The sequence below is a fragment of the Massilia agrisoli genome, assembly GCF_020831365.1.
Lineage (GTDB): Bacteria > Pseudomonadota > Gammaproteobacteria > Burkholderiales > Burkholderiaceae_D > Telluria_A > Telluria_A agrisoli.
In genome coordinates, this window is sequence record NZ_JAJHPV010000012.1 from 1 (window position 1) to 17,683 (window position 17,683).

Below are 17,683 nucleotides of genomic sequence, written 5' to 3' on the forward strand. Positions count from 1 at the left end.
TTTGTGAACTCTCCTTCCAAGGCATCGTCTGCTCCCCAAGGTGGCAAAACGATGATCATAAAAGGTGTTCACCATGTCTCCCGACATGTGTTCACTATGTGTCCCGGCTATACACGCTTATCCACCCTACGGTTCCGGGATGGGATCGTGTCGGGGCCGGTAGGGCGGAAGAGGGCGTAGCCCGTCATCCGCCATTGCTTGCGCCGCCTGCGGCTTTCCAGGCATATCCACCCGCAACACGCCGCACGCGGCCCATGCCCGGATATGTCGCGTGCGGGCATATCACCAGCGCAGCCTTTTGAACCGCCATTTCAAATAGCCGCGCGCGGGATTCCAGCGTCACCTGCGGATCGGTCTCAAAGCTGCTGATCCAATCAAGATGTTCAAAGTGAGGCGGGTGATGGCACAGGTCGCCCAGGTAAATCGCACTTTCCCCAAGCGACTCCATCAACACACTCATGTGGCCCGGCGTATGCCCGGGCGTCTGGATGGGATGCAGGCGGATTGGTTCGGCGACCCGATCAGAAGCGCAGGGAGGCGCCAATGTCGAATGAGCGGCCAGGAGCTGTCAGGCTGGTCAGCGCCCCTTTGTCAGCCGCGAGGCCAGTCAGGTACACCCCGCCCAGCGGATCGCTGTAGGTTTTATCGAGCAAGTTGCTGATGCCAAGCGTCAGCAGCAAGCCGTTTTTCCACTGATAGGCGGTGCGTGCGTTGAGCAGGGCGTAGCCAGCGGTGCGAGGCTCCAGCCGGCGCTGGTCGACGCGGTCTTTCGCTGCGACCGCCTTGACTTCGAGCTGGCTGTTCCACGGGCCGTCGCGCTGCTCAAGTGCGAGCAGCATGTTTGGCGGCATCATCCGATAGAGCACGCCTTCATCGTTTCGCTTCCCGCGCGTGAGCGATGCGTTGCCAGTGAGGTTTAACTCGCCCAGCAGCGCGGTGCGCGCGATCGGGGCTTTCCATGACAGGTTGGCGCCGTATAAGGTGGCGTCGTGGTTGGCGAAGCGCAGCAGCGCGCCCTTCGCCTGCGCCGACTTGTAGGGGTTGAAGCTGCCTACCGTATCGACATCGATGTAGTCGCTGACCCGGTTGTAGTAGGGCGCCAGCTTGACGAACCAGCTGTCGCGCTCGGTCCCGTGCCAGTGCACGGTGGCGCTCAGCGTATTCGCCGATTCGGGCTTCAGGTCGATATTGCCGACATAGCCGTTGCCATCGCCGAACCAGTTCGTCATCGTCATGGCCATCACGCCGCGGCCCCATGCATAGCGCTCATACAGGTTGGGCGAGCGGGTCTTGCGGCCGAAGCCGAAGTCCAGGTCGAAACCGGGGCCCGGCTGGTAGCGCGCCGTGGCGGTCAGGTCAAGGTTGGCGTCGCTTTGCCGGCGCGACCGCGCGTTGAAGGCAGTGGCCGCCGCTGCATCAGCCGCGTTCATCATGTTGTTGGCATAGGCCTGGACGTCGCCCGCATCGGTATGGACGCGCTCAGTGCGCGCGCCCAGCTGGGTGATCCACTCCTGGCCGAAATGGTTGACGACTTCGGCATACAGCGCCAGGCGGGTGCGCTCGCCATCATTGATGTTGACATAGGTTTGCGGCCCCATCATCGCTGATCCGGCCACCGCGGGCCAATAGTCCTGCAGCGCGAAGCGATGGTATTCGTGGCCAAAGCGCATGAGCTGCTCGCCGCCCAGGGGGAGGGTGGCGCGGATCGTGTAGCCGCGGTCGCGGCCTTCGGTCACCATCGGCATCTTGCCTGTGCGTTCGGGCGTGAAGAACCCCATTTTGTGGTCGGTCTGCTGCCAGTAGGTGGTGGCATCGAGCTGGCCCCAGTCATACTGGCCTTCGTAGGCCAGGCTGGCGTGGTTGGCGGTGTTGTCCGTCATGTCCATGTACTGGTTCGGAAAGCCCTGGTACGGAATCTCCTGGGTACCGGCGCGCAGCGTCAGTCGGTGGCCGTCCTGCCGGTAGCCGAGCGTGACGCCAAGGTTGGTGCTCTTGTACATGCTTGCGAGAATGGTGCGGCCGCTGCCATCCTTGTAGCTGTCGGCCTTTGCCCGCGCGCCGTCGAACGAGAAGCTGAACTGCTCGCTCGCAACGGCGCCGCTGGCGCCCACGGAGATGGTGTTGTTAACGCTGCGGGTGGTCAGCGAAACGCTGCCTTCGGTACGCAGGCCGGCGCCCGGTTTGGCGAATACCGGCGTCGCGGTGCTGATGTTGATGGTGCCGCCGATATTGTCGCCGCCGTTGCTCACCGGCGTGACGCCAGCGGTCAGTTCGATCGCCTGCACCTGTTTCGGATCGATGTAGGACATCGGCGGGTTCATGTGATTGGCGCAGGCGGCGGTGACTTCCATCGCCCCGATGCGAATCTTGAGGCGGTCGTCACCCAGCCCGTTTACCACCGGGAAGCCAGAGACACCGCCGCTCGCCGCGGTGGCAAAGCCAGGCGTACTGGCTAGCAAGCCAGCGCTGTCGCTGCTTGCCTCCATACGGTAAGGGTAGCTTTCCAGCAGCTTGGCCGAGATCACTACAGTGGGAATCCCGGCAGCTGCCGTTTCGGCCGCGTGGCTGGCCGTGCTTGCGCCCCCAAATGCCAGCAGGATGGACAGGGACAGGCAGGTACGTTTCATTTTTTGCTTTCTTTGTCGGTGATGTTGTCGCGTGGTGCGTTGCATCAATAGTCATGCATTTAACAAAGATGGCTCAATGAACTAGATCAAATTATGGACAATTGGCGCGGCGTGGGCGCATGTACCGGGTGCTCAGGCAAAAAAAGGCTATGTCACCGTTAGTTATGGAATTCAACACGTCGTGCCCGCCACTGGCGGACCCGACTTCCCGCAAAAGCGGGAACCCCTACTATGTATGCGCTGGAGGTCGAATCGCTTTATTACTGATCGTCTTCCGTATGGGTTCCCGCGTGCGCGGGAACGACGAGGGTGTAGCGCCTCCACACTTAACGGTGGCATAGCCAAAAAAAATGCCGCTATCGCTAGCGGCATTGATGTCCAACGGTGAAACGCTTAGTCAGCAGCGTAAATGTCGTTGTCTTTGGTTTCCTTCACGAAGAGCATACCGATCACCACGGTGATCAGCGCCACGATGATCGGGTACCACAGGCCGTAGTAGATGTCGCCTTTAAATGCCACCAGCGCGAAGGCCGTGGTCGGCAGCAGGCCCCCGAACCAGCCGTTACCGATGTGGTACGGCAGGGACATCGAGGTGTAGCGGATGCGGGTCGGGAACATCTCTACCAGCATCGCTGCAATCGGGCCGTACACCATCGTCACGTAGATCACCAGGATGAACAGCAGCAGCACCACCATCGGCTTGTTGATCTGCTCGGGATCAGCCTTCGCCGGATAGCCTGCGGCCTTGATCGCGGCGCCCACTTCGGTCTTCAGCGCCGTTTCGCGCGCCTTGCTGGCGTCGTCGAAGTTCAGGCCGTCAGGCGTCATGCTGGCGTTGAACGAGCTGTATTCCTTGTCGCCGATCTTGATGCGGGCTACCGAACCGGCTGGTGCGTCGACCTTGGTATAGCTGACCGATGCGGCTGTCAGCATACGCGTGGCGATGTCGCACGATGCCGGGAATTTCTTGGTGCCGGTCATGTCGAACTGGAATTTGCAGGCTGCGGGATCAGCGATCACAACCACTGGCGAATTCTTCAGTGCGGATTCCAAGGCAGGGTTGGCGTAGTGGGTCAGCGCGCTGAAGATCGGGAAATAGGTGAGTGCAGCGATCAGGCAACCGCCCAGGATGATCATCTTGCGGCCGATCTTATCGGACAGCATGCCGAACACGATGAAGAACGGGGTAGCCAGCGCCAGCGACACCGCAACCATGATGTTGGCGGTGGCCAGGTCCACTTTCAGGGTCTGGGTCAGGAAGAACAGGGCGTAGAACTGGCCGGTGTACCAGACTACCGCCTGGCCCATGGTCAGGCCAACCAGTGCCAGGAAGACGATCTTGGCGTTTTTCGGCTTCAGGAAAGCTTCGCTCAGCGGGGCTTTCGAGGTTTTGCCTTCGGCCTTCATCTTGGCGAATGCCGGCGATTCATTCATCGACAGGCGGATCCACACGGAGATGCCCAGCAGCAGGACCGATACCAGGAACGGAATGCGCCAGCCCCAGGCGGTGAATTCTTCTTCGCCCATCGCGGTACGTACGCCCAGGATGACCAGCAGCGACAGGAACAGGCCCAGGGTCGCGGTGGTCTGGATGAACGAGGTGAAGAAGCCGCGCTTGCCTTCCGGAGCGTGTTCGGCCACGTAGGTTGCAGCACCGCCGTATTCGCCGCCCAGCGCCAGGCCCTGCAGGATGCGCAGCGAGACCAGGATGATAGGCGCCGCGATGCCGATCTGCGCGTAGCTAGGCAGCAGGCCGACCAGGAAGGTCGATGCGCCCATGATCAGGATGGTGACGAGGAAGGTGTACTTGCGGCCGATCATGTCGCCGAGGCGGCCGAACACCAGTGCGCCGAACGGACGCACGATGAAGCCTGCGGCAAATGCCAGCAGGGCGAAGATGAAGGTGGTGGTCGGGTCGCCAACGAAGAACTGCTTGGCGATAATGCTCGCGAGCGCCCCGTACAGGTAGAAGTCGTACCATTCGAAAACGGTACCGAGGGAAGATGCAAAGATGACCTTGCGTTCTTCCTTGGTCATCGCCGTCGACGTAGGGGTTACCTTGCGTCCGTCGGCGGTCATGCCGGGTGTGATTGCCATGTTTGTCTCCGTGTATATATTTAGTGTCATCGGATTAGCCGATACTTCTTCGACTGACACGGAGTGTGGGCCGTTAAACTTACGTCATTCTTGCTTCAAACTTACGCAAAGCTTACAAGTATCCCGGGAGGATATTGTCGCCCTCAACAATTTGCGAACGACCGTACTAAATTGTGCTATTCTCGTATCGATCATTGCGCCGCAACGGCGTTCCCACACCCAATCAGGAGACATCAATGTTAGACGCCGTCATCGTATCGACCGCCCGCACCGGCCTGGCCAAATCGTGGAAAGGCGCATTCAACATGACGCACGGCGCCACCCTGGGCGGCCATGTGCTGCAGGCTGCCATTGCGCGCGCGGGCATCGAGCCGGGCGAGGTCGAAGACGTGCTGATCGGTTGCGCCAATCCGGAAGGCGCAACCGGCGCTAACATTGCGCGCCAGATCGCCATTCGCGGCGGCTGCCCGGTGTCCACGGCGGGCATGACGGTCAACCGTTTCTGCTCGTCCGGCCTGCAGACCATCGCCCTGGCCGCACAGCGGGTCATTGCCGGCGAGGGCGAGATTTACGCAGCCGGCGGCGTCGAATCGATTTCCTGCGTACAGCAAGAGATGAACACCCACATGCTGGCCGAAACCTGGCTCAAGCAGAACAAGCCCGAGCTGTACTGGCCAATGCTGCAAACCGCCGAGACGGTCGCCAGGCGCTACAACATCGGCCGCGACCGCCAGGATGAATACGGCGTGCAAAGCCAGCAGCGCGCCGCCAACGCCCAGGCAGCCGGCAAGTTTGACGCCGAGATCGTGCCGATGACTACCGTCATGGGCGTGGCCGACAAGGCATCGGGCATGTTGCTGAGCCGCGAAGTGACTATTTCGGCCGACGAGGGCATTCGCGCGGACACGACGCTGGAAGCGGTCTCCAAGATTCGTACGGCAGTGCCTGGAGGCGTCATCAGCGCCGGCAATGCCAGCCAGTTTTCCGACGGCGCATCGGTTGCCGTCGTCATGAGCGGCCGCGCCGCCGAAGCGAAGGGCTTGCAGCCGCTGGGCATCTTCCGCGGTTTCGCCGTGGCCGGTTGCGAGCCGGATGAAATGGGCATCGGCCCGGTCTTCGCTGTGCCCAAGCTGCTGCAGAAGGCCGGCCTGTCGGTCGCCGACATCGGCCTGTGGGAGTTGAATGAGGCCTTCGCGGTGCAGGTGCTTTACTGCGCCGACCGGCTGGGCATTCCGATGGACCGCCTCAACGTCAATGGTGGCGCGATCGCCGTTGGACATCCTTACGGCGTGTCGGGCGCCCGCCTGGTCGGCCACGCGCTGATCGAAGGCAAGCGCCGCGGCGTCAAGTATGTGGTGGTGACGATGTGCATCGGCGGCGGCCAAGGTGCGGCTGGCCTGTTCGAAGTGGTCTGAGAGGAGAACAAGATGATCAAGCACATCGTAATGTGGAAACTGAAGGACTTTGCCGAAGGCGCCGATAAGGCCGCCAACGCAGTGAAAATGAAGCAGAAACTGGATAGCTGCGCGAACCTGGTTCCGGGCACGCTGAAGTTTGAAGTCAAGCTGCCCGAGCCCGGGCTCGAAGCGACCTACGACATCGTGCTGTATTCCGAATTCGACAGCAAGGAGTCGCTCGACGCCTACGCCGACCACCCGGTCCACGTTGCGGTCAAGCCGTTCATCGGCGCGGTCCGCGCCGAGCGCCAGTGCATGGATTACCACGCATGATGCGCACCGTCCAGGAACTGTTCTCGCTGGCCGGCAAGACCGCGCTGGTTACCGGCGGCTCGCGCGGGCTGGGCCTGCAGATGGCCGAAGCGCTGGGCGAAATGGGGGCGAAGGTCGTCATCTCGTCGCGCAAGCAGTCCGAGCTGGATGAGGCCTGCGCCCACCTGAAGTCGCGCGGCATCGACGCCTCCGCAATCGCCGCCGACCTGTCGCAGGACGAGCAGGTGCAGGCGCTGGTCGGCCAGGCCATCGAGCGCCTGGGCCACATCGACATCCTCGTCAACAACGCGGGCGCCAGCTGGGGTTCGCCCGCCGAAGACCATCCGGTCGAAGCGTGGGACAAGGTCATGAACCTGAACATCCGCGGCATTTTCCTGGTGAGCCAGGCGGTCGGCAAGCTGTCGATGATCCCGCGGAAGTACGGCCGCATCATCAACATCTCCTCGATCGCCGGCCTGGCCGGCAACCCGGCCGGCACGATGCAGACGCTGGCCTACAATACCTCCAAGGCCGCCGTCATCAACTTCACGCGCACGCTGGCCGGTGAATGGGGACGCTACAACATCACAGTCAACTCGATCGCGCCTGGATTCTTCCCCTCGAAGATGACCAAGGGCCTGCTCGATGCAATCGGCGTCAACAAGCTGGCGCGCGGCGCGCCGCTGGGGCGGATTGGCGACGACGAAGATCTCAAAGGCGCAACGGTGCTGTTCGCATCCGATGCTGGCAAACACATCACTGGCCAGACCCTCGCGGTCGATGGCGGTGTCTCAGCGGTATAAATCATGACTACGACTTATCAACGCATCGTCCTGGCTTCGCGTCCCAAAGGCACGGTCCTGCCGGAAAACTTCCGCATCGAAACTGCTTCGCTCCCTGAACTGAAGGCGGGCGAAGTCCTGGTGCGCAACCACTACCTGTCGCTCGACCCTTACATGCGCGGGCGCATGAGCGAAGCGAAAAGCTATGCCGCATCGCAGCCGCTCGACGAGACCATGATCGGCGGTACCGCCGGCGAAGTGGTGGCGTCGAACAATCCCAAATTAGCCGTCGGCGACAAGGTCGTGGGCATGATGGGTTGGGCGGAGATGGGCATCGATGACGGCCGTAACCTGCGCAAAGTCGACACCACGCACGTGCCGCTGTCGGCTTACCTGGGCGCCGTCGGCATGCCCGGCATGACTGCCTGGTACGGCCTGAACCAGATCATCGCGCCTAAAGCGGGCGAAACCGTGGTGGTCACGGCGGCCAGCGGCGCGGTCGGCAGCGCGGTCGGCCAGCTGGCCAAGCTGCGCGGCTGCCGCGCGGTCGGCATTGCCGGCGGACCGGAAAAGTGCGCCTATGTGGTGGACGAACTGGGCTTTGACGCCTGCGTCGACTACAAGGCAGGCAACCTGAAGGCCGACCTGCTGGCCGCCGCGCCAAACGGTATCGACGGCATCTTTGAAAACGTCGGCGGCGAAGTGTTCGACCGCGCGCTGTCGCAAACCAATGCCTTTGCACGGGTTGCGCTGTGCGGCCTGATCGCCGGCTACAACGGCGAAGAAACCCCGCTGCGCAATACGCGATTCTTGCTGACCAATCGCATGACGTTGCGCGGTTTCATCGTGACCGAGCACATGGAGTTCTGGCCGCAGGGGCTCGCCGAGCTGGGCATGCTGGTTGGAACCGGCAAGCTCAAATACCGCGAAACGGTTGCGCCCAACCTGGCGGCGGCGCCTGAAGCATTCATTGGCTTGCTGCAGGGACGCAATTTCGGTAAACAGCTCGTCAAGTTGACCTGATGAAGAACTTCGCCGGCAAGGTCGCCGTCATCACCGGCGGAGCGGGCGGCCTGGGCCGCGAGTTCGCACATGTTGCGGCCGGGCTCGGCATGAAGATTGTGCTGGCGGACGTGCAGCAGGACGCGCTCGACCGTGCGCGCAGCGAGCTGGAAGGGCAGGGCGCGCAAGTGCTGGCCATGCGCTGCGACGTGCGCAAGGGCGAACAGGTGCAGGCGCTGGCCGACGCGGCAATGGAGCGCTTCGGCGCGGTGCACCTGGTGTTTAACAACGCTGGCGTGGGTGCAGGCGGGCTGGTCTGGGAGAACAGCGAGGCCGACTGGGAATGGGTGCTGGGCGTTAACCTGTGGGGCGTGATCCACGGTGTGCGCATCTTTACCCGCCTGATGCTTGAGTGTGCGAAACGCGATGCGCAGTTCGAAGGACATATCGTGAATACCGCGTCAATGGCGGGACTGCTGAACGCGCCTGCGATGGGTGTATATAACGTCTCGAAACATGCGGTGGTGTCGTTGTCGGAGTCGCTGTACCACGACTTGCAGCTGGTTGATGCGCCGATTGGCGCGTCGGTGCTGTGTCCGTACTTTGTGCCGACCGGCATCAGCCAGTCGCACCGGAACCGGCCTGATGACGTCAGGATGGAAGCGGCGCCGACGGCGAGCCAGCTGGCTGCGCAGGCGCTGACCGTGAAGGCGGTTGAGTCGGGCAAGGTGACGGCGGCGCAGGTGGCGCAGATGACCTTCGACGCGGTGCGCGACGGACAGTTTTATATCTATTCGCACCCTGGAGCGCTGGGCAATGTCGCGGAACGGATGGATGCGATTGTGCATCAGAGGAATCCGGGCGACCCGTACGCGGCAACGCCGCATGTGCGAGAGATGCTGAGGTCGAAACTGTAGAGGCCAACCCGGCGGATGCGGCGTTCGCCTTATCCGCCCTACGGGTTTATTGGATTACGCGCTCGTGCAGCTCTGCCGGTGCATTGGAGTACAACTTCACCACCGTCGACGTCCGGGTACCGTAGCCCGGGGTTTCGATGCATACCGCAGACAATTGGCGCTCCAGGTCGAGCGCAATTCCGGTATCGGGCAGGCGCGCATCTGGCGCGCGGGTCGTGTCGGCCAGCATTTCAAAGTAGGCGTCTTCCGGTGCACCCTGGCACAGCAGGCTCGCAAACTGCGCCTTGGTCCTGACGACCTTCGGCCACGGTGCATCGAGCAAGCCATTCGACACGCCATAAATGCCCGGCTCCAGCTGCTTTCCATTGCGCACGTCTTCGGCGCCGCGGTTGGAGTACCAGAACAGGCTCTCGCTGTCGCCCAGCACCAGGTTGAAGCCGTTGTAGGCGTCGCTGCCGTTGGCGATATGCGCGATATATTCCGCTGCCGTCATTTCCCCAGCGAGGTAATCGGCCACCAACGCACCGCGCGACGGCGCATCGGTGCGCCGTTCCTGCGGACCCCGGATATTGGTAATGGCGGCAAACCGCGCGCCATTCGGGCCTTCTTGCGCAACGCCCATCCAGGTGCCGCCGGCCTTCAGGTCGCGCCCGGCGATCACGTGCGGGGCTTCTGGCCAGTTGTCGGCGGCCGTGGCCGGGCGGTCATAGAACTCGTCGCGGTTGGCGGCGGCAATCAGCGGCACGCCGGGGATAACCTGCCAGGCGAAAACAATCAGGCACATGGGCTTAGATCCATAAAGACTTCGGTGCGGCGTTCGCCTTCGATCAGTTCCGATAGTGAGGCATCGCGCTCGGCAGCGGCCAGGGCTGCATCAAAGCCGTCGCCGGTTCCCGCGTAGATTTCCATCCACGTCTGCAGTCCGTCGCGGCTGCCGGGGCGGCGCTTGATCTCGCCGTACACGCCGGTCAGCGCGCCCAGCTCGGCCTGCATGATGCGCAGGCGCAGTTCGAGGGCGTCGGCGTGCTGTTCGCCCACCTTGTAATAGATATAGAGGTCGCGCATCGCGGCTACAGGTCGAGCGCGTCCAGCGCGTAGGGCATCGGCTTGAAGCGCAGCGGGGCGCCGGCGGCGGAGCCGAGGCGGATGTCGCCTTGCTCCAGCGCAGCGAGCTTCAGTTCGACCAGGGCGTCAACCCCGCCTGCGCCATTGGCCGCCGCGTTGACGATCATGCCGCAGGGCTGGTCGGGATCGGCGACGTCAAACACTTCGTCGCCCGCGGCAGCGTCAGGGCTGTCGATGGTGGCGAGCGCGGTGCGGCGCTTGAGCTTGCCCAGGTATTGGCTGCGCGCGACGATTTCCTGTCCCGGGTAGCAGCCTTTCTTGAAATTGACGCCGCCGATCAGTTCGTAGTTCACCATCTGGGGTACGAACTGTTCCTGGGTCTTGAGCGTAATCTGCGGAATACCCGCGTGGATGTCCGACAGGCGCCAGGCGTCACTTCCGCCGAAAGCCAGTGTTGCCCCCAGTGCGGGCAGGAGTTCGCGCGCGGTGTCCGGCGAGGTCAGCCATTGATAGCGGGGTGCGCCAAAGGCGTCGGCGACGCGGATGACGGTGCCAAGCGCGTGGTCGATGCGGGTGTAGGGCGCGGCAGGCAAGTCGCCAAGCACTTGCTGGAGCGCGGCGCGGCCGTTGGCGCCGCCGATTCCCAGCGTTACGGAGTTTGCAGTATCGGCGGACACATCGGATAATCTGGCCTTTGCACGAAGAACAAACATCGACAGGCGTTTTTGCAGTGCAGCACGCAGTTCCGACGGCACTTGCAGAAAAATGGAGTCGGCGTTGCGCCACATGAGGAAGCTTGCAAGCAAGCGGCCCTTTGGCGAGCAGTAGCCGGCAAGGCGCGCTTCGGCCTTGCCGAGGTGCTCGACGTCGTTAGTAAGTTGTCCGTGCAGGAAGCTGGCGGCGTCCTCGCCGGTGACGGCGATGATGTCCTGGCCGGTGACCACGGCAACGAAGCCATTGGCGAGCTGGTCAGGCGTAAGTACAGGGGCGCCGTTTGCAGCGAGATAGTCGTTCCAACTGTTTATATTATTCATTTGTTTGCCGATTAAAGCTTTATCATTACGGGCTCATTATAAAGATGTCGAGAAAATCGCGCCGGAAGCCGCGCAAAACCAAGGGATCGGGTATGTCGTTCATAAAAAAAGTAGTAATCGCAGCGATCCTTATCGTGGCTGCCGCGCTCGGCGGTTTCAGCTATTGGGCCAAGCAGCCCATCACCACCCAGGCGGAGTCGATTCCCTTTACTGTGCTGCCGGGTAGCGGGGTGGGCGCGGCGGCGAAAGAAATCTCGGCCGCCGGGGTGCCGGTCAATCCGTTCATGCTGTCGATGCTGGCGCGCGTGACGCAGAAAAGCGGCAAGATCAAAGCCGGCTCGTACGAGCTGAAACCGAACACCACGCCGCGCGGCCTGATCGACCAGATGGTGCGCGGCGAATTTGCGCAAGAGTCGCTGACCATCATTGAGGGGTGGACGTTCCGCCAGATGCGCGAAGCCGTCGCCAGCAACAAGGGCTTGCGCCACGACACGGCAAAGCTGTCGGACGCTGAGCTGATGGCAAAGATTTCGTCTGAGTACAAGGCGCCAGAAGGCCTGTTCTTCCCGGATACCTACCTGTTCGCCAAAGGCGCGAGCGACCTGACGATCTACAAGCAGGCGCACTCCACCTTGCTGGCCAAGCTGAACGCCGCGTGGGAAAAGCGCGCGGAAGGGCTGCCCTACACGACGCCGTACCAGGCGCTGGTGATGGCGTCGATCGTCGAAAAAGAAACCGGCAAGGAGTCGGAGCGCCCGATGATCGCCGCGGTGTTCGTCAACCGCCTCAAGCGCGGCATGATGCTGCAGACCGATCCGACCGTCATCTATGGCATCGGCCAGAAGTTTGACGGCAACATCCGCAAGAAGGATCTCGAAACGGATACCCCTTACAATACCTATACGCGCGCAGGTTTGCCGCCGACCCCGATCGCACTGCCGGGCGAGAAATCGCTTGCCGCTGCGCTTGGGCCGGCCACGACCGAAGCGCTGTATTTCGTATCGCGCGGAGATGGCAGCAGCCAGTTCTCCGACAACCTGCCCGACCATAATCGCGCAGTGAACAAATTCCAACGATAGGCGTCGCGTTTCATGACCCACAGTAAAGCAGTTCCGGGCAAGTTCATCAGCTTTGAAGGCATCGACGGCGCCGGCAAGTCCACCCACATCGGTTTTGTTGCCGATTACCTCGCGTCGCGCGGCAAGACGGTGGTGTCGTCGCGCGAACCGGGTGGCACCGCCGTCGGCGAAAAGCTGCGCGACCTGCTGCTGCATGAAAAGATGGATCTGGAAACGGAAGCGCTGCTGATGTTCGCCAGCCGGCGCGAGCATATCGCGCAGGTAATTGCTCCTGGCCTCGCGCGCGGCGACTGGGTGCTGTCGGACCGCTTTACCGACGCCAGCTTCGCCTACCAGGGCGGCGGCCGCGGCCTGGACCGCGCCAAGCTTGAGGCGCTGGAAAACTGGGTGCACCCGCACCTTCAGCCGGACCTGACCTTGCTGTTCGACGTGCCGCTCGACGTTGCCCGCGCGCGCCTGGACGCAACACGCACCCTCGACAAGTTCGAACAGGAGCAGGCCGACTTCTTTTCGGCATGCCGCAAGGAATACCTGCGCCGCGCCGCGCAGTTCCCCGACCGTATCGTTGTCGTCGATTCGACCCGCAGTATTGAAGAAACCCGCGCCTTCCTTGCCCAGGTGCTTGGAAAGCTGGTCGCGTAATGGCGAAGCCACTTTATCCATGGCATGCACAGGCGTGGGAGCAGCTGCAACTGTTGCGCGAGCGCATGCCGCACGCCATCTTGTTCTACGGCGCTGAAGGCACGGGCAAATCGGACTTCATCGAAACCTTCGCCCAGTCGCTGCTGTGCGAAAACGTGCGGGCCGATGGCCACGCCTGCGGCGCCTGCGCCTCATGCGGATGGTTTGAGCAGCAGAACCACCCCGACTACCGCCGCGTGCGGCCGGAAGCGCTGGAAGACGAGCCTGGCGCGGAGGGCGAAGAGGGTGCGGAAGCCGACAGCGGCAAGAAATCCAAGTCGACCAAGGCGCCGTCCAAGGAAATCAAGATCGAACAGATCCGGAACCTGGCCGACTTCATGAATATCTCGACCCACCGGCAAGGTTTGCGCGTGGTCGTGGTCTACCCGGCCGAGGCGCTCAACACGCCGGCGTCGAACGCGCTGCTCAAGACGCTGGAAGAACCGCCTCCGGGCACGGTGTTCCTGCTTGCGTCAAACAGCCTCGATCGCCTGCTGCCGACCATCCTGTCGCGCTGCCGCAAGTTTGCGCTGCCGATGCCGGACCAGGCGGCCGCACTGACATGGCTGAAGGAGCAGGGCCTGGCCGACGCCGACAGCTGGCTGCGCGAGCAGGGCGGGGCGCCGCTGGCGGCGCTTGCCCAATCGGAGTCGGGCAGCCGCGAAGACATGGAGGCGCTGCTGCAGGTGCTTGCCCGTCCCGGCGTGGAAGGCGCACTCAAGGCTGCGGACAAGCTGAGCAAGGCGCCCCTGTCCGCATTGGTATCGTGGCAACAACGCTGGCTCTACGATCTGTTGTCATATAAGTTATCCGGCAAGATCCGCTACTACCCTCGTTACCAGAAGGAACTTGCAGTACTGGCGGGCAAGGTGCACACTGCGAACCTGATGCGCGCGATCAAGGGTGCGAACGAACGGCGCGCGGTCGCCGATCACCCCCTGTCGGCGAAATTGTTTGTCGAGGACATGCTGCTTGATTACACTGCATGTTGTGCTTGAAAGGACTTGAATGACTGGCAATCCAACTGACCCGAACGCTCCGCTGATCCCGCGGCCATCGGTGCTGTCGCTTGCCATCAAGGAAAAGGCGGCACTGTACGCCGCTTACATGCCGTTTTTGAAGAACGGCGGCATGTTCGTCCCAACCGCCAAGCCCTACAAGCTCGGCGACGAGATCTACCTGATCCTGGCGCTGATGGAAGACCCTAACAAGTACCCGATCGCGGGCAAGGTTGCCTGGATCACGCCTGCTGGCGCCAACAACAACAAGGCCCAGGGCATCGGCGTGCATTTCCCCGACGACGAAGCGGGCCAGCGCGCGAAGCTGCGCATTGAAGAAATCCTTGGCGCCGCGCTGCGTTCGTCGCGCGCCACCCACACCCTTTAATTCCCCTTAGCTTCTTTTATGCCGTCTTTCGTCCACCGCGTTGCACGCCCTGAAGACCTGCCTGTCATTGTCGAGATTTACAACTCCACGATTGCTTCCCGCGAAGTGACCGCGGATACGGAGCCCGTGACGGTTGCGTCGCGCCAGCAATGGTTCGATGATCACGACCCGGCGCGGCGCCCGTTGTGGGTGATTCATGAGGCGAATCACAGCGGCCCGGTGATAGGCTGGATGTCTTACTCGAACTTTTATGGCCGTCCGGCGTATGCCGGTACGGCTGAGGTGTCGATATATATTGCCGAGGACTGGCGCGGCAAGGGTCTGGGGCGGTACTGCCTGGAGCAGGCGATCTCGCACGCGCCGAAGATTGCCGTTCACACCCTGCTGGGATTCATTTTTGGGCATAACGCGCCGAGTTTGGGGCTGTTCAAGAAGTACGGTTTTGAAACCTGGGCGCATTTGCCAAAAGTGGCGAACCTGGACGGTGTCGAGCGCGATTTGATCATCCTGGGCAAGCGCGTCGCTTAAAGGCACCTAGGGCGGACAAGCCCCAACGGGGCGCCTCCGCCGAGTTGGCCAGAATCGCGTCGGCGGTGTTCCGGCCAGTTCGGCGGAGGCGCACTTCGTGCTTGTCCGCCCTACGGCCCCCGCAACTCCCCGGCGGAGGTCGCCATTTCGCCGCGGGTCACGCGCCATTCGCTCACGGGTGATCGCGTACAATACCGCCATGTACATCGATTCCCACTGCCACATTAATTTCCCGGAACTGGCGGCCCGGATGCCCGAGATTCTTGCCAAAATGGCCGAAAACCGGGTGACCCACGCACTCTGTGTTTCCGTCGACCTGCCCGATTTCCCCCAAGTGCTCGCGCTGGCCGAGCAGTATCCCCACATTTACGCTTCCGTCGGCGTCCACCCCGACTACGAGGATACGCCCGAGCCTACCGTCGACCAGCTGGTCGAGCTGGCCAATCACCCGAAAATCATCGCGATCGGCGAGACCGGCCTCGATTATTACCGCCTGGAAGGCGACCTGGAGTGGCAGCGCGAGCGCTTCCGTACCCACATAAGAGCTTCAAGAATCACGCGTAAGCCTTTGATTATCCACACAAGGGCGGCCAGCGAAGACACCATCCGGATCATGCGCGAGGAGGGCGCAGGCACCGACAAGGGTGGCGTCGCCGGCGTCATGCATTGCTTCACCGAATCGCTAGAAGTGGCCGAGGCCGCGCTGGAGATGGGCTTCTATATTTCGTTCTCCGGTATCGTGACCTTCAAGAGCGCCAAGGATCTGCAGGCAGTCGCCCGCGCCGTGCCGATGGAACGTATCCTGATCGAAACAGACTCGCCTTACCTTGCCCCAGTTCCACACCGCGGCCGGATGAACGAGCCCGGTTTCGTTTGCCACGTTGCCGAGTACCTGGCGACACTGAAAGATGTTCCGCTCAGCCAGGTCGCCGAGCAGACGACGAACAATTTCTTCAATCTATTCAAAGCCGTACGCTGAGGACTTCATGTTAAAAATGCGCCGCCTGACACACTTCATGTTCTTTCTCACTTTGTGTCTGGGCATGGCGCGCGGGGCCAGCGCAGACGACCTGACCGACTTCTTCCGGGTCGTCCAGGTCGATAACGCTAACGCCGTCAAGTCGCTGATCGACAAGGGGGTGGATGTCAATGCGCGCGACCCGCGCAGTGGCGAGACCGCCCTGATCATCGCGCTGCGCGAAGATTCGATGAATGTTTTCAAGGTGTTGGTGGCCGATCCTCGCGTAGAAACTGAACTTGCCGCGCCTAATGGCAACACGGCGCTGATGATGGCCGCGTTCAAGCGCAACAAGCCGGCCGCGCTGGCTTTGCTCGAGCGCGGTGCAGCAGTCAACCGCAAAGGCTGGAGCCCCCTTCATTACGCAGCGGCAGGCGGCGCGGACGATATCGCCCGCATCCTCATCGACCGCGGCGCTGCTATCAATGCACGCGCGCCCGGCGGCCTGACGCCGTTGATGATGGCAGCGCGGGAAGGGCAGGATTCCGCCGTGGCCGTCCTGCTGGAGGCTGGCGCGGATACCTCGCTAAAAGGGGACGATGGCTTAAGCGCCGCCCAGCTGGCCGAGCGCATGGACAAGCCGCGCATCGCCAAGGCCATCAACACGCGCCGCAAGCAGGGCCGCCGCGCCCCGTAGTTTCGTTCGGGCAATTCCCGAACTGGCATGGAAACACTGCCCACCTCGCCGCATGGGGCGGGGTGGATGTTGTCGATAATGGCATCGTCACATCGTCAGGAACGAAAAGGAAAACCATGCGGAACGAAAGCGAAATCGAGAGCTGTTACCTGGGACAGTTTATTCCCGTCCATTACCACCACAATATGCTGATGGACCAGAACCGCATGCACGGGTTTAAGTCGGCTATTCACTACGCCGTCCGTCCCGGACACAAAGTGCTCGAACTCGGCGGCGGTACCGGCGTGCTGTCGTGGTTTGCGGCCACCAAGGCCGACAAGGTCTATTGCGTTGAGTTTAATACGGACATGGTCAAGGAAGCGCGCAAGAACATGGCGCGCAATCCGAACGGGCATAAGGTCGAAGTCGTCCACGCCGATGCCTTCGAGTATTTGCCGCCTGAGCCGGTCGACGTCGTCATCTGCGAAATGATCCACGTGGGCATGCTGCGCGAAAAGCAGGTCCAGGTGATCGAAGCGTTCAAGATCCGTTACCTCGAGCGTTTCGGCGGCCCGCTGCCGGTGTTTCTTCCGGAAGCGGCCATCATGGCGGTCCAGCCGATGCAGGTGGAGTACGATTTCGAGGGCTTCTTCGCCCCTATCGTCCAGTTCCACGAAACCAATGTGATTCACCCTGGCACCGTCGCGCTTGCGCCGCCAACGGTCTACAGCATCATGGATTTCAGCCAGCCAACCGACCCGCAGATCGCATGGGAAGGCGAATTCGTCGCGGAAAAGAGCGGCACGGTCAATTCGCTGCGCTTCATCACCAAGAACATTCTTGCCGTCGTCCAGGAAGAGGGCAGCACGATTGACTGGCTCAACCACTACATGAGCTTGCCTGTAGCGACGCCGGTTGCCGTCAAGGCCGGTGATGTGGTGCAAGTCAGCTTCTCTTACCGCGCCGGCGGCTCGCTGCCTTCGCTTGAGGCAACGATGCGGGTATCGGTCGCGCAAGACATGGTGGCCGCCCCGGCTCACCTCACTGTAGCCCGCGCTTAAGCAACTGCAAAAATAACGGCCGGCGGGCTGCCGGCCGTCATCGTTTTCCTGTCGCTTGGCGCCGCCAGCCCGTAAAATGCG

19 protein-coding genes are annotated in these 17,683 nt (G+C 62.1%); 13 read left to right on the forward strand and 6 right to left on the reverse strand.

Annotated features, from left to right (window positions below):
- Nucleotides 1–184: 184 nt before the first annotated feature.
- The 3 genes from LMJ30_RS07360 to LMJ30_RS07370 all read right to left on the reverse strand — a co-directional run bounded on the left by LMJ30_RS07360 (nt 185) and on the right by LMJ30_RS07370 (nt 4,724).
- A complete protein-coding gene (locus tag LMJ30_RS07360; RefSeq protein WP_229431693.1) occupies nt 185–460 on the reverse strand; it encodes an MBL fold metallo-hydrolase in 276 nt (91 codons plus the stop codon).
- 61 nt (nt 461–521) lie between these two features.
- Entirely contained in the window at nt 522–2,627 is a 2,106-nt protein-coding gene (locus LMJ30_RS07365) for a TonB-dependent receptor (protein ID WP_229431694.1), read from the reverse strand.
- 393 nt (nt 2,628–3,020) lie between these two features.
- Nucleotides 3,021–4,724 (reverse strand): MFS transporter, encoded by a 1,704-nt coding sequence (locus LMJ30_RS07370; RefSeq protein WP_229431695.1) that lies wholly within the window; start codon nt 4,722–4,724, stop codon nt 3,021–3,023.
- A 236-nt stretch (nt 4,725–4,960) separates the two neighbouring features.
- On the opposite strand from LMJ30_RS07370, the gene LMJ30_RS07375 reads away from it, so the two are divergent.
- The 5 genes from LMJ30_RS07375 to LMJ30_RS07395 are packed head-to-tail and all read left to right on the forward strand — an operon-like array spanning nt 4,961 to nt 9,134.
- Nucleotides 4,961–6,139, forward strand: coding sequence for an acetyl-CoA C-acyltransferase (locus LMJ30_RS07375; protein ID WP_229431696.1), 1,179 nt, complete (start codon nt 4,961–4,963; stop codon nt 6,137–6,139).
- Nucleotides 6,140–6,151: 12 nt separating this feature from the next.
- Complete coding sequence (locus LMJ30_RS07380) at nt 6,152–6,454, forward strand: Dabb family protein (RefSeq protein WP_229431697.1); 303 nt, start codon at nt 6,152–6,154, stop codon at nt 6,452–6,454.
- The gene (locus LMJ30_RS07385) at nt 6,454–7,236 is read left to right on the forward strand and encodes an SDR family oxidoreductase (RefSeq protein ID WP_229431990.1); all 783 of its coding nucleotides are present in this window, start codon (nt 6,454–6,456) and stop codon (nt 7,234–7,236) included. Before LMJ30_RS07380 ends, LMJ30_RS07385 begins: the two co-directional genes overlap by 1 nt.
- A 3-nt stretch (nt 7,237–7,239) precedes the next feature.
- The gene (locus LMJ30_RS07390; RefSeq protein ID WP_229431698.1) at nt 7,240–8,238 is read left to right on the forward strand and encodes an NADP-dependent oxidoreductase; all 999 of its coding nucleotides are present in this window, start codon (nt 7,240–7,242) and stop codon (nt 8,236–8,238) included.
- Nucleotides 8,238–9,134, forward strand: coding sequence for an SDR family oxidoreductase (locus LMJ30_RS07395; RefSeq protein ID WP_229431699.1), 897 nt, complete (start codon nt 8,238–8,240; stop codon nt 9,132–9,134). Before LMJ30_RS07390 ends, LMJ30_RS07395 begins: the two co-directional genes overlap by 1 nt.
- A gap of 46 nt (nt 9,135–9,180) precedes the next feature.
- On the opposite strand, the gene LMJ30_RS07400 is transcribed toward LMJ30_RS07395, so the two are convergent.
- Genes LMJ30_RS07400 through ygfZ form a run of 3 tightly spaced genes read right to left on the reverse strand, consistent with a single transcriptional unit; the run spans nt 9,181 to nt 11,233 of the window.
- Nucleotides 9,181–9,918: an NRDE family protein gene (locus tag LMJ30_RS07400; protein WP_229431700.1), complete on the reverse strand. Its 738-nt coding sequence runs from the start codon at nt 9,916–9,918 to the stop codon at nt 9,181–9,183.
- Complete coding sequence (locus tag LMJ30_RS07405) at nt 9,909–10,199, reverse strand: DUF4936 family protein (RefSeq protein ID WP_229431701.1); 291 nt, start codon at nt 10,197–10,199, stop codon at nt 9,909–9,911. Before LMJ30_RS07405 ends, LMJ30_RS07400 begins: the two co-directional genes overlap by 10 nt.
- A 5-nt stretch (nt 10,200–10,204) precedes the next feature.
- On the reverse strand, nt 10,205–11,233 hold the full coding sequence (ygfZ, locus tag LMJ30_RS07410; RefSeq protein WP_229431702.1) for a CAF17-like 4Fe-4S cluster assembly/insertion protein YgfZ: 1,029 nt from the start codon (nt 11,231–11,233) through the stop codon (nt 10,205–10,207).
- Between the two features lie 92 nt (nt 11,234–11,325).
- Between ygfZ and mltG the strand changes: the two genes are divergently transcribed.
- The 8 genes from mltG (at nt 11,326) to LMJ30_RS07450 (ending at nt 17,602) form a co-directional block, all read left to right on the forward strand.
- Nucleotides 11,326–12,312 carry an endolytic transglycosylase MltG gene (gene mltG, locus LMJ30_RS07415; RefSeq protein ID WP_229431703.1) on the forward strand — a complete coding sequence of 329 codons (987 nt, stop codon included), beginning with the start codon at nt 11,326–11,328 and terminating at the stop codon, nt 12,310–12,312.
- 12 nt (nt 12,313–12,324) lie between these two features.
- Nucleotides 12,325–12,954 (forward strand): dTMP kinase, encoded by a 630-nt coding sequence (gene tmk, locus LMJ30_RS07420; RefSeq protein ID WP_229431704.1) that lies wholly within the window; start codon nt 12,325–12,327, stop codon nt 12,952–12,954.
- A complete protein-coding gene (locus tag LMJ30_RS07425; RefSeq protein WP_229431705.1) occupies nt 12,954–13,991 on the forward strand; it encodes a DNA polymerase III subunit delta' in 1,038 nt (345 codons plus the stop codon). Before tmk ends, LMJ30_RS07425 begins: the two co-directional genes overlap by 1 nt.
- 10 nt (nt 13,992–14,001) lie before the next feature.
- Nucleotides 14,002–14,379, forward strand: coding sequence for a PilZ domain-containing protein (locus LMJ30_RS07430; RefSeq protein ID WP_229431706.1), 378 nt, complete (start codon nt 14,002–14,004; stop codon nt 14,377–14,379).
- A gap of 18 nt (nt 14,380–14,397) precedes the next feature.
- Entirely contained in the window at nt 14,398–14,907 is a 510-nt protein-coding gene (locus LMJ30_RS07435) for a GNAT family N-acetyltransferase (RefSeq protein WP_229431707.1), read from the forward strand.
- 199 nt (nt 14,908–15,106) lie between these two features.
- Nucleotides 15,107–15,886 carry a TatD family hydrolase gene (locus LMJ30_RS07440; RefSeq protein WP_229431708.1) on the forward strand — a complete coding sequence of 260 codons (780 nt, stop codon included), beginning with the start codon at nt 15,107–15,109 and terminating at the stop codon, nt 15,884–15,886.
- A 37-nt stretch (nt 15,887–15,923) separates the two neighbouring features.
- Nucleotides 15,924–16,562 (forward strand): ankyrin repeat domain-containing protein, encoded by a 639-nt coding sequence (locus LMJ30_RS07445; RefSeq protein WP_229431709.1) that lies wholly within the window; start codon nt 15,924–15,926, stop codon nt 16,560–16,562.
- A 116-nt stretch (nt 16,563–16,678) separates the two neighbouring features.
- On the forward strand, nt 16,679–17,602 hold the full coding sequence (locus tag LMJ30_RS07450) for a class I SAM-dependent methyltransferase (RefSeq protein WP_229431710.1): 924 nt from the start codon (nt 16,679–16,681) through the stop codon (nt 17,600–17,602).
- Nucleotides 17,603–17,683: the final 81 nt, after the last annotated feature.

What these genes read in the sequence shown, in the direction of transcription:
- LMJ30_RS07360 (WP_229431693.1), bottom strand. Translation starts at nt 460, where the DNA reads ATGAGTGTGTTGATGGAGTCGCTTGGGGAAAGTGCGATTTACCTGGGC.
- LMJ30_RS07365 (WP_229431694.1), bottom strand. Translation starts at nt 2,627, where the DNA reads ATGAAACGTACCTGCCTGTCCCTGTCCATCCTGCTGGCATTTGGGGGC.
- LMJ30_RS07370 (WP_229431695.1), bottom strand. Translation starts at nt 4,724, where the DNA reads ATGGCAATCACACCCGGCATGACCGCCGACGGACGCAAGGTAACCCCT.
- LMJ30_RS07375 (WP_229431696.1), top strand. Translation starts at nt 4,961, where the DNA reads ATGTTAGACGCCGTCATCGTATCGACCGCCCGCACCGGCCTGGCCAAA.
- LMJ30_RS07380 (WP_229431697.1), top strand. Translation starts at nt 6,152, where the DNA reads ATGATCAAGCACATCGTAATGTGGAAACTGAAGGACTTTGCCGAAGGC.
- LMJ30_RS07385 (WP_229431990.1), top strand. Translation starts at nt 6,454, where the DNA reads ATGCGCACCGTCCAGGAACTGTTCTCGCTGGCCGGCAAGACCGCGCTG.
- LMJ30_RS07390 (WP_229431698.1), top strand. Translation starts at nt 7,240, where the DNA reads ATGACTACGACTTATCAACGCATCGTCCTGGCTTCGCGTCCCAAAGGC.
- LMJ30_RS07395 (WP_229431699.1), top strand. Translation starts at nt 8,238, where the DNA reads ATGAAGAACTTCGCCGGCAAGGTCGCCGTCATCACCGGCGGAGCGGGC.
- LMJ30_RS07400 (WP_229431700.1), bottom strand. Translation starts at nt 9,918, where the DNA reads ATGTGCCTGATTGTTTTCGCCTGGCAGGTTATCCCCGGCGTGCCGCTG.
- LMJ30_RS07405 (WP_229431701.1), bottom strand. Translation starts at nt 10,199, where the DNA reads ATGCGCGACCTCTATATCTATTACAAGGTGGGCGAACAGCACGCCGAC.
- ygfZ (WP_229431702.1), bottom strand. Translation starts at nt 11,233, where the DNA reads ATGAATAATATAAACAGTTGGAACGACTATCTCGCTGCAAACGGCGCC.
- mltG (WP_229431703.1), top strand. Translation starts at nt 11,326, where the DNA reads ATGTCGTTCATAAAAAAAGTAGTAATCGCAGCGATCCTTATCGTGGCT.
- tmk (WP_229431704.1), top strand. Translation starts at nt 12,325, where the DNA reads ATGACCCACAGTAAAGCAGTTCCGGGCAAGTTCATCAGCTTTGAAGGC.
- LMJ30_RS07425 (WP_229431705.1), top strand. Translation starts at nt 12,954, where the DNA reads ATGGCGAAGCCACTTTATCCATGGCATGCACAGGCGTGGGAGCAGCTG.
- LMJ30_RS07430 (WP_229431706.1), top strand. Translation starts at nt 14,002, where the DNA reads ATGACTGGCAATCCAACTGACCCGAACGCTCCGCTGATCCCGCGGCCA.
- LMJ30_RS07435 (WP_229431707.1), top strand. Translation starts at nt 14,398, where the DNA reads ATGCCGTCTTTCGTCCACCGCGTTGCACGCCCTGAAGACCTGCCTGTC.
- LMJ30_RS07440 (WP_229431708.1), top strand. Translation starts at nt 15,107, where the DNA reads ATGTACATCGATTCCCACTGCCACATTAATTTCCCGGAACTGGCGGCC.
- LMJ30_RS07445 (WP_229431709.1), top strand. Translation starts at nt 15,924, where the DNA reads ATGTTCTTTCTCACTTTGTGTCTGGGCATGGCGCGCGGGGCCAGCGCA.
- LMJ30_RS07450 (WP_229431710.1), top strand. Translation starts at nt 16,679, where the DNA reads ATGCGGAACGAAAGCGAAATCGAGAGCTGTTACCTGGGACAGTTTATT.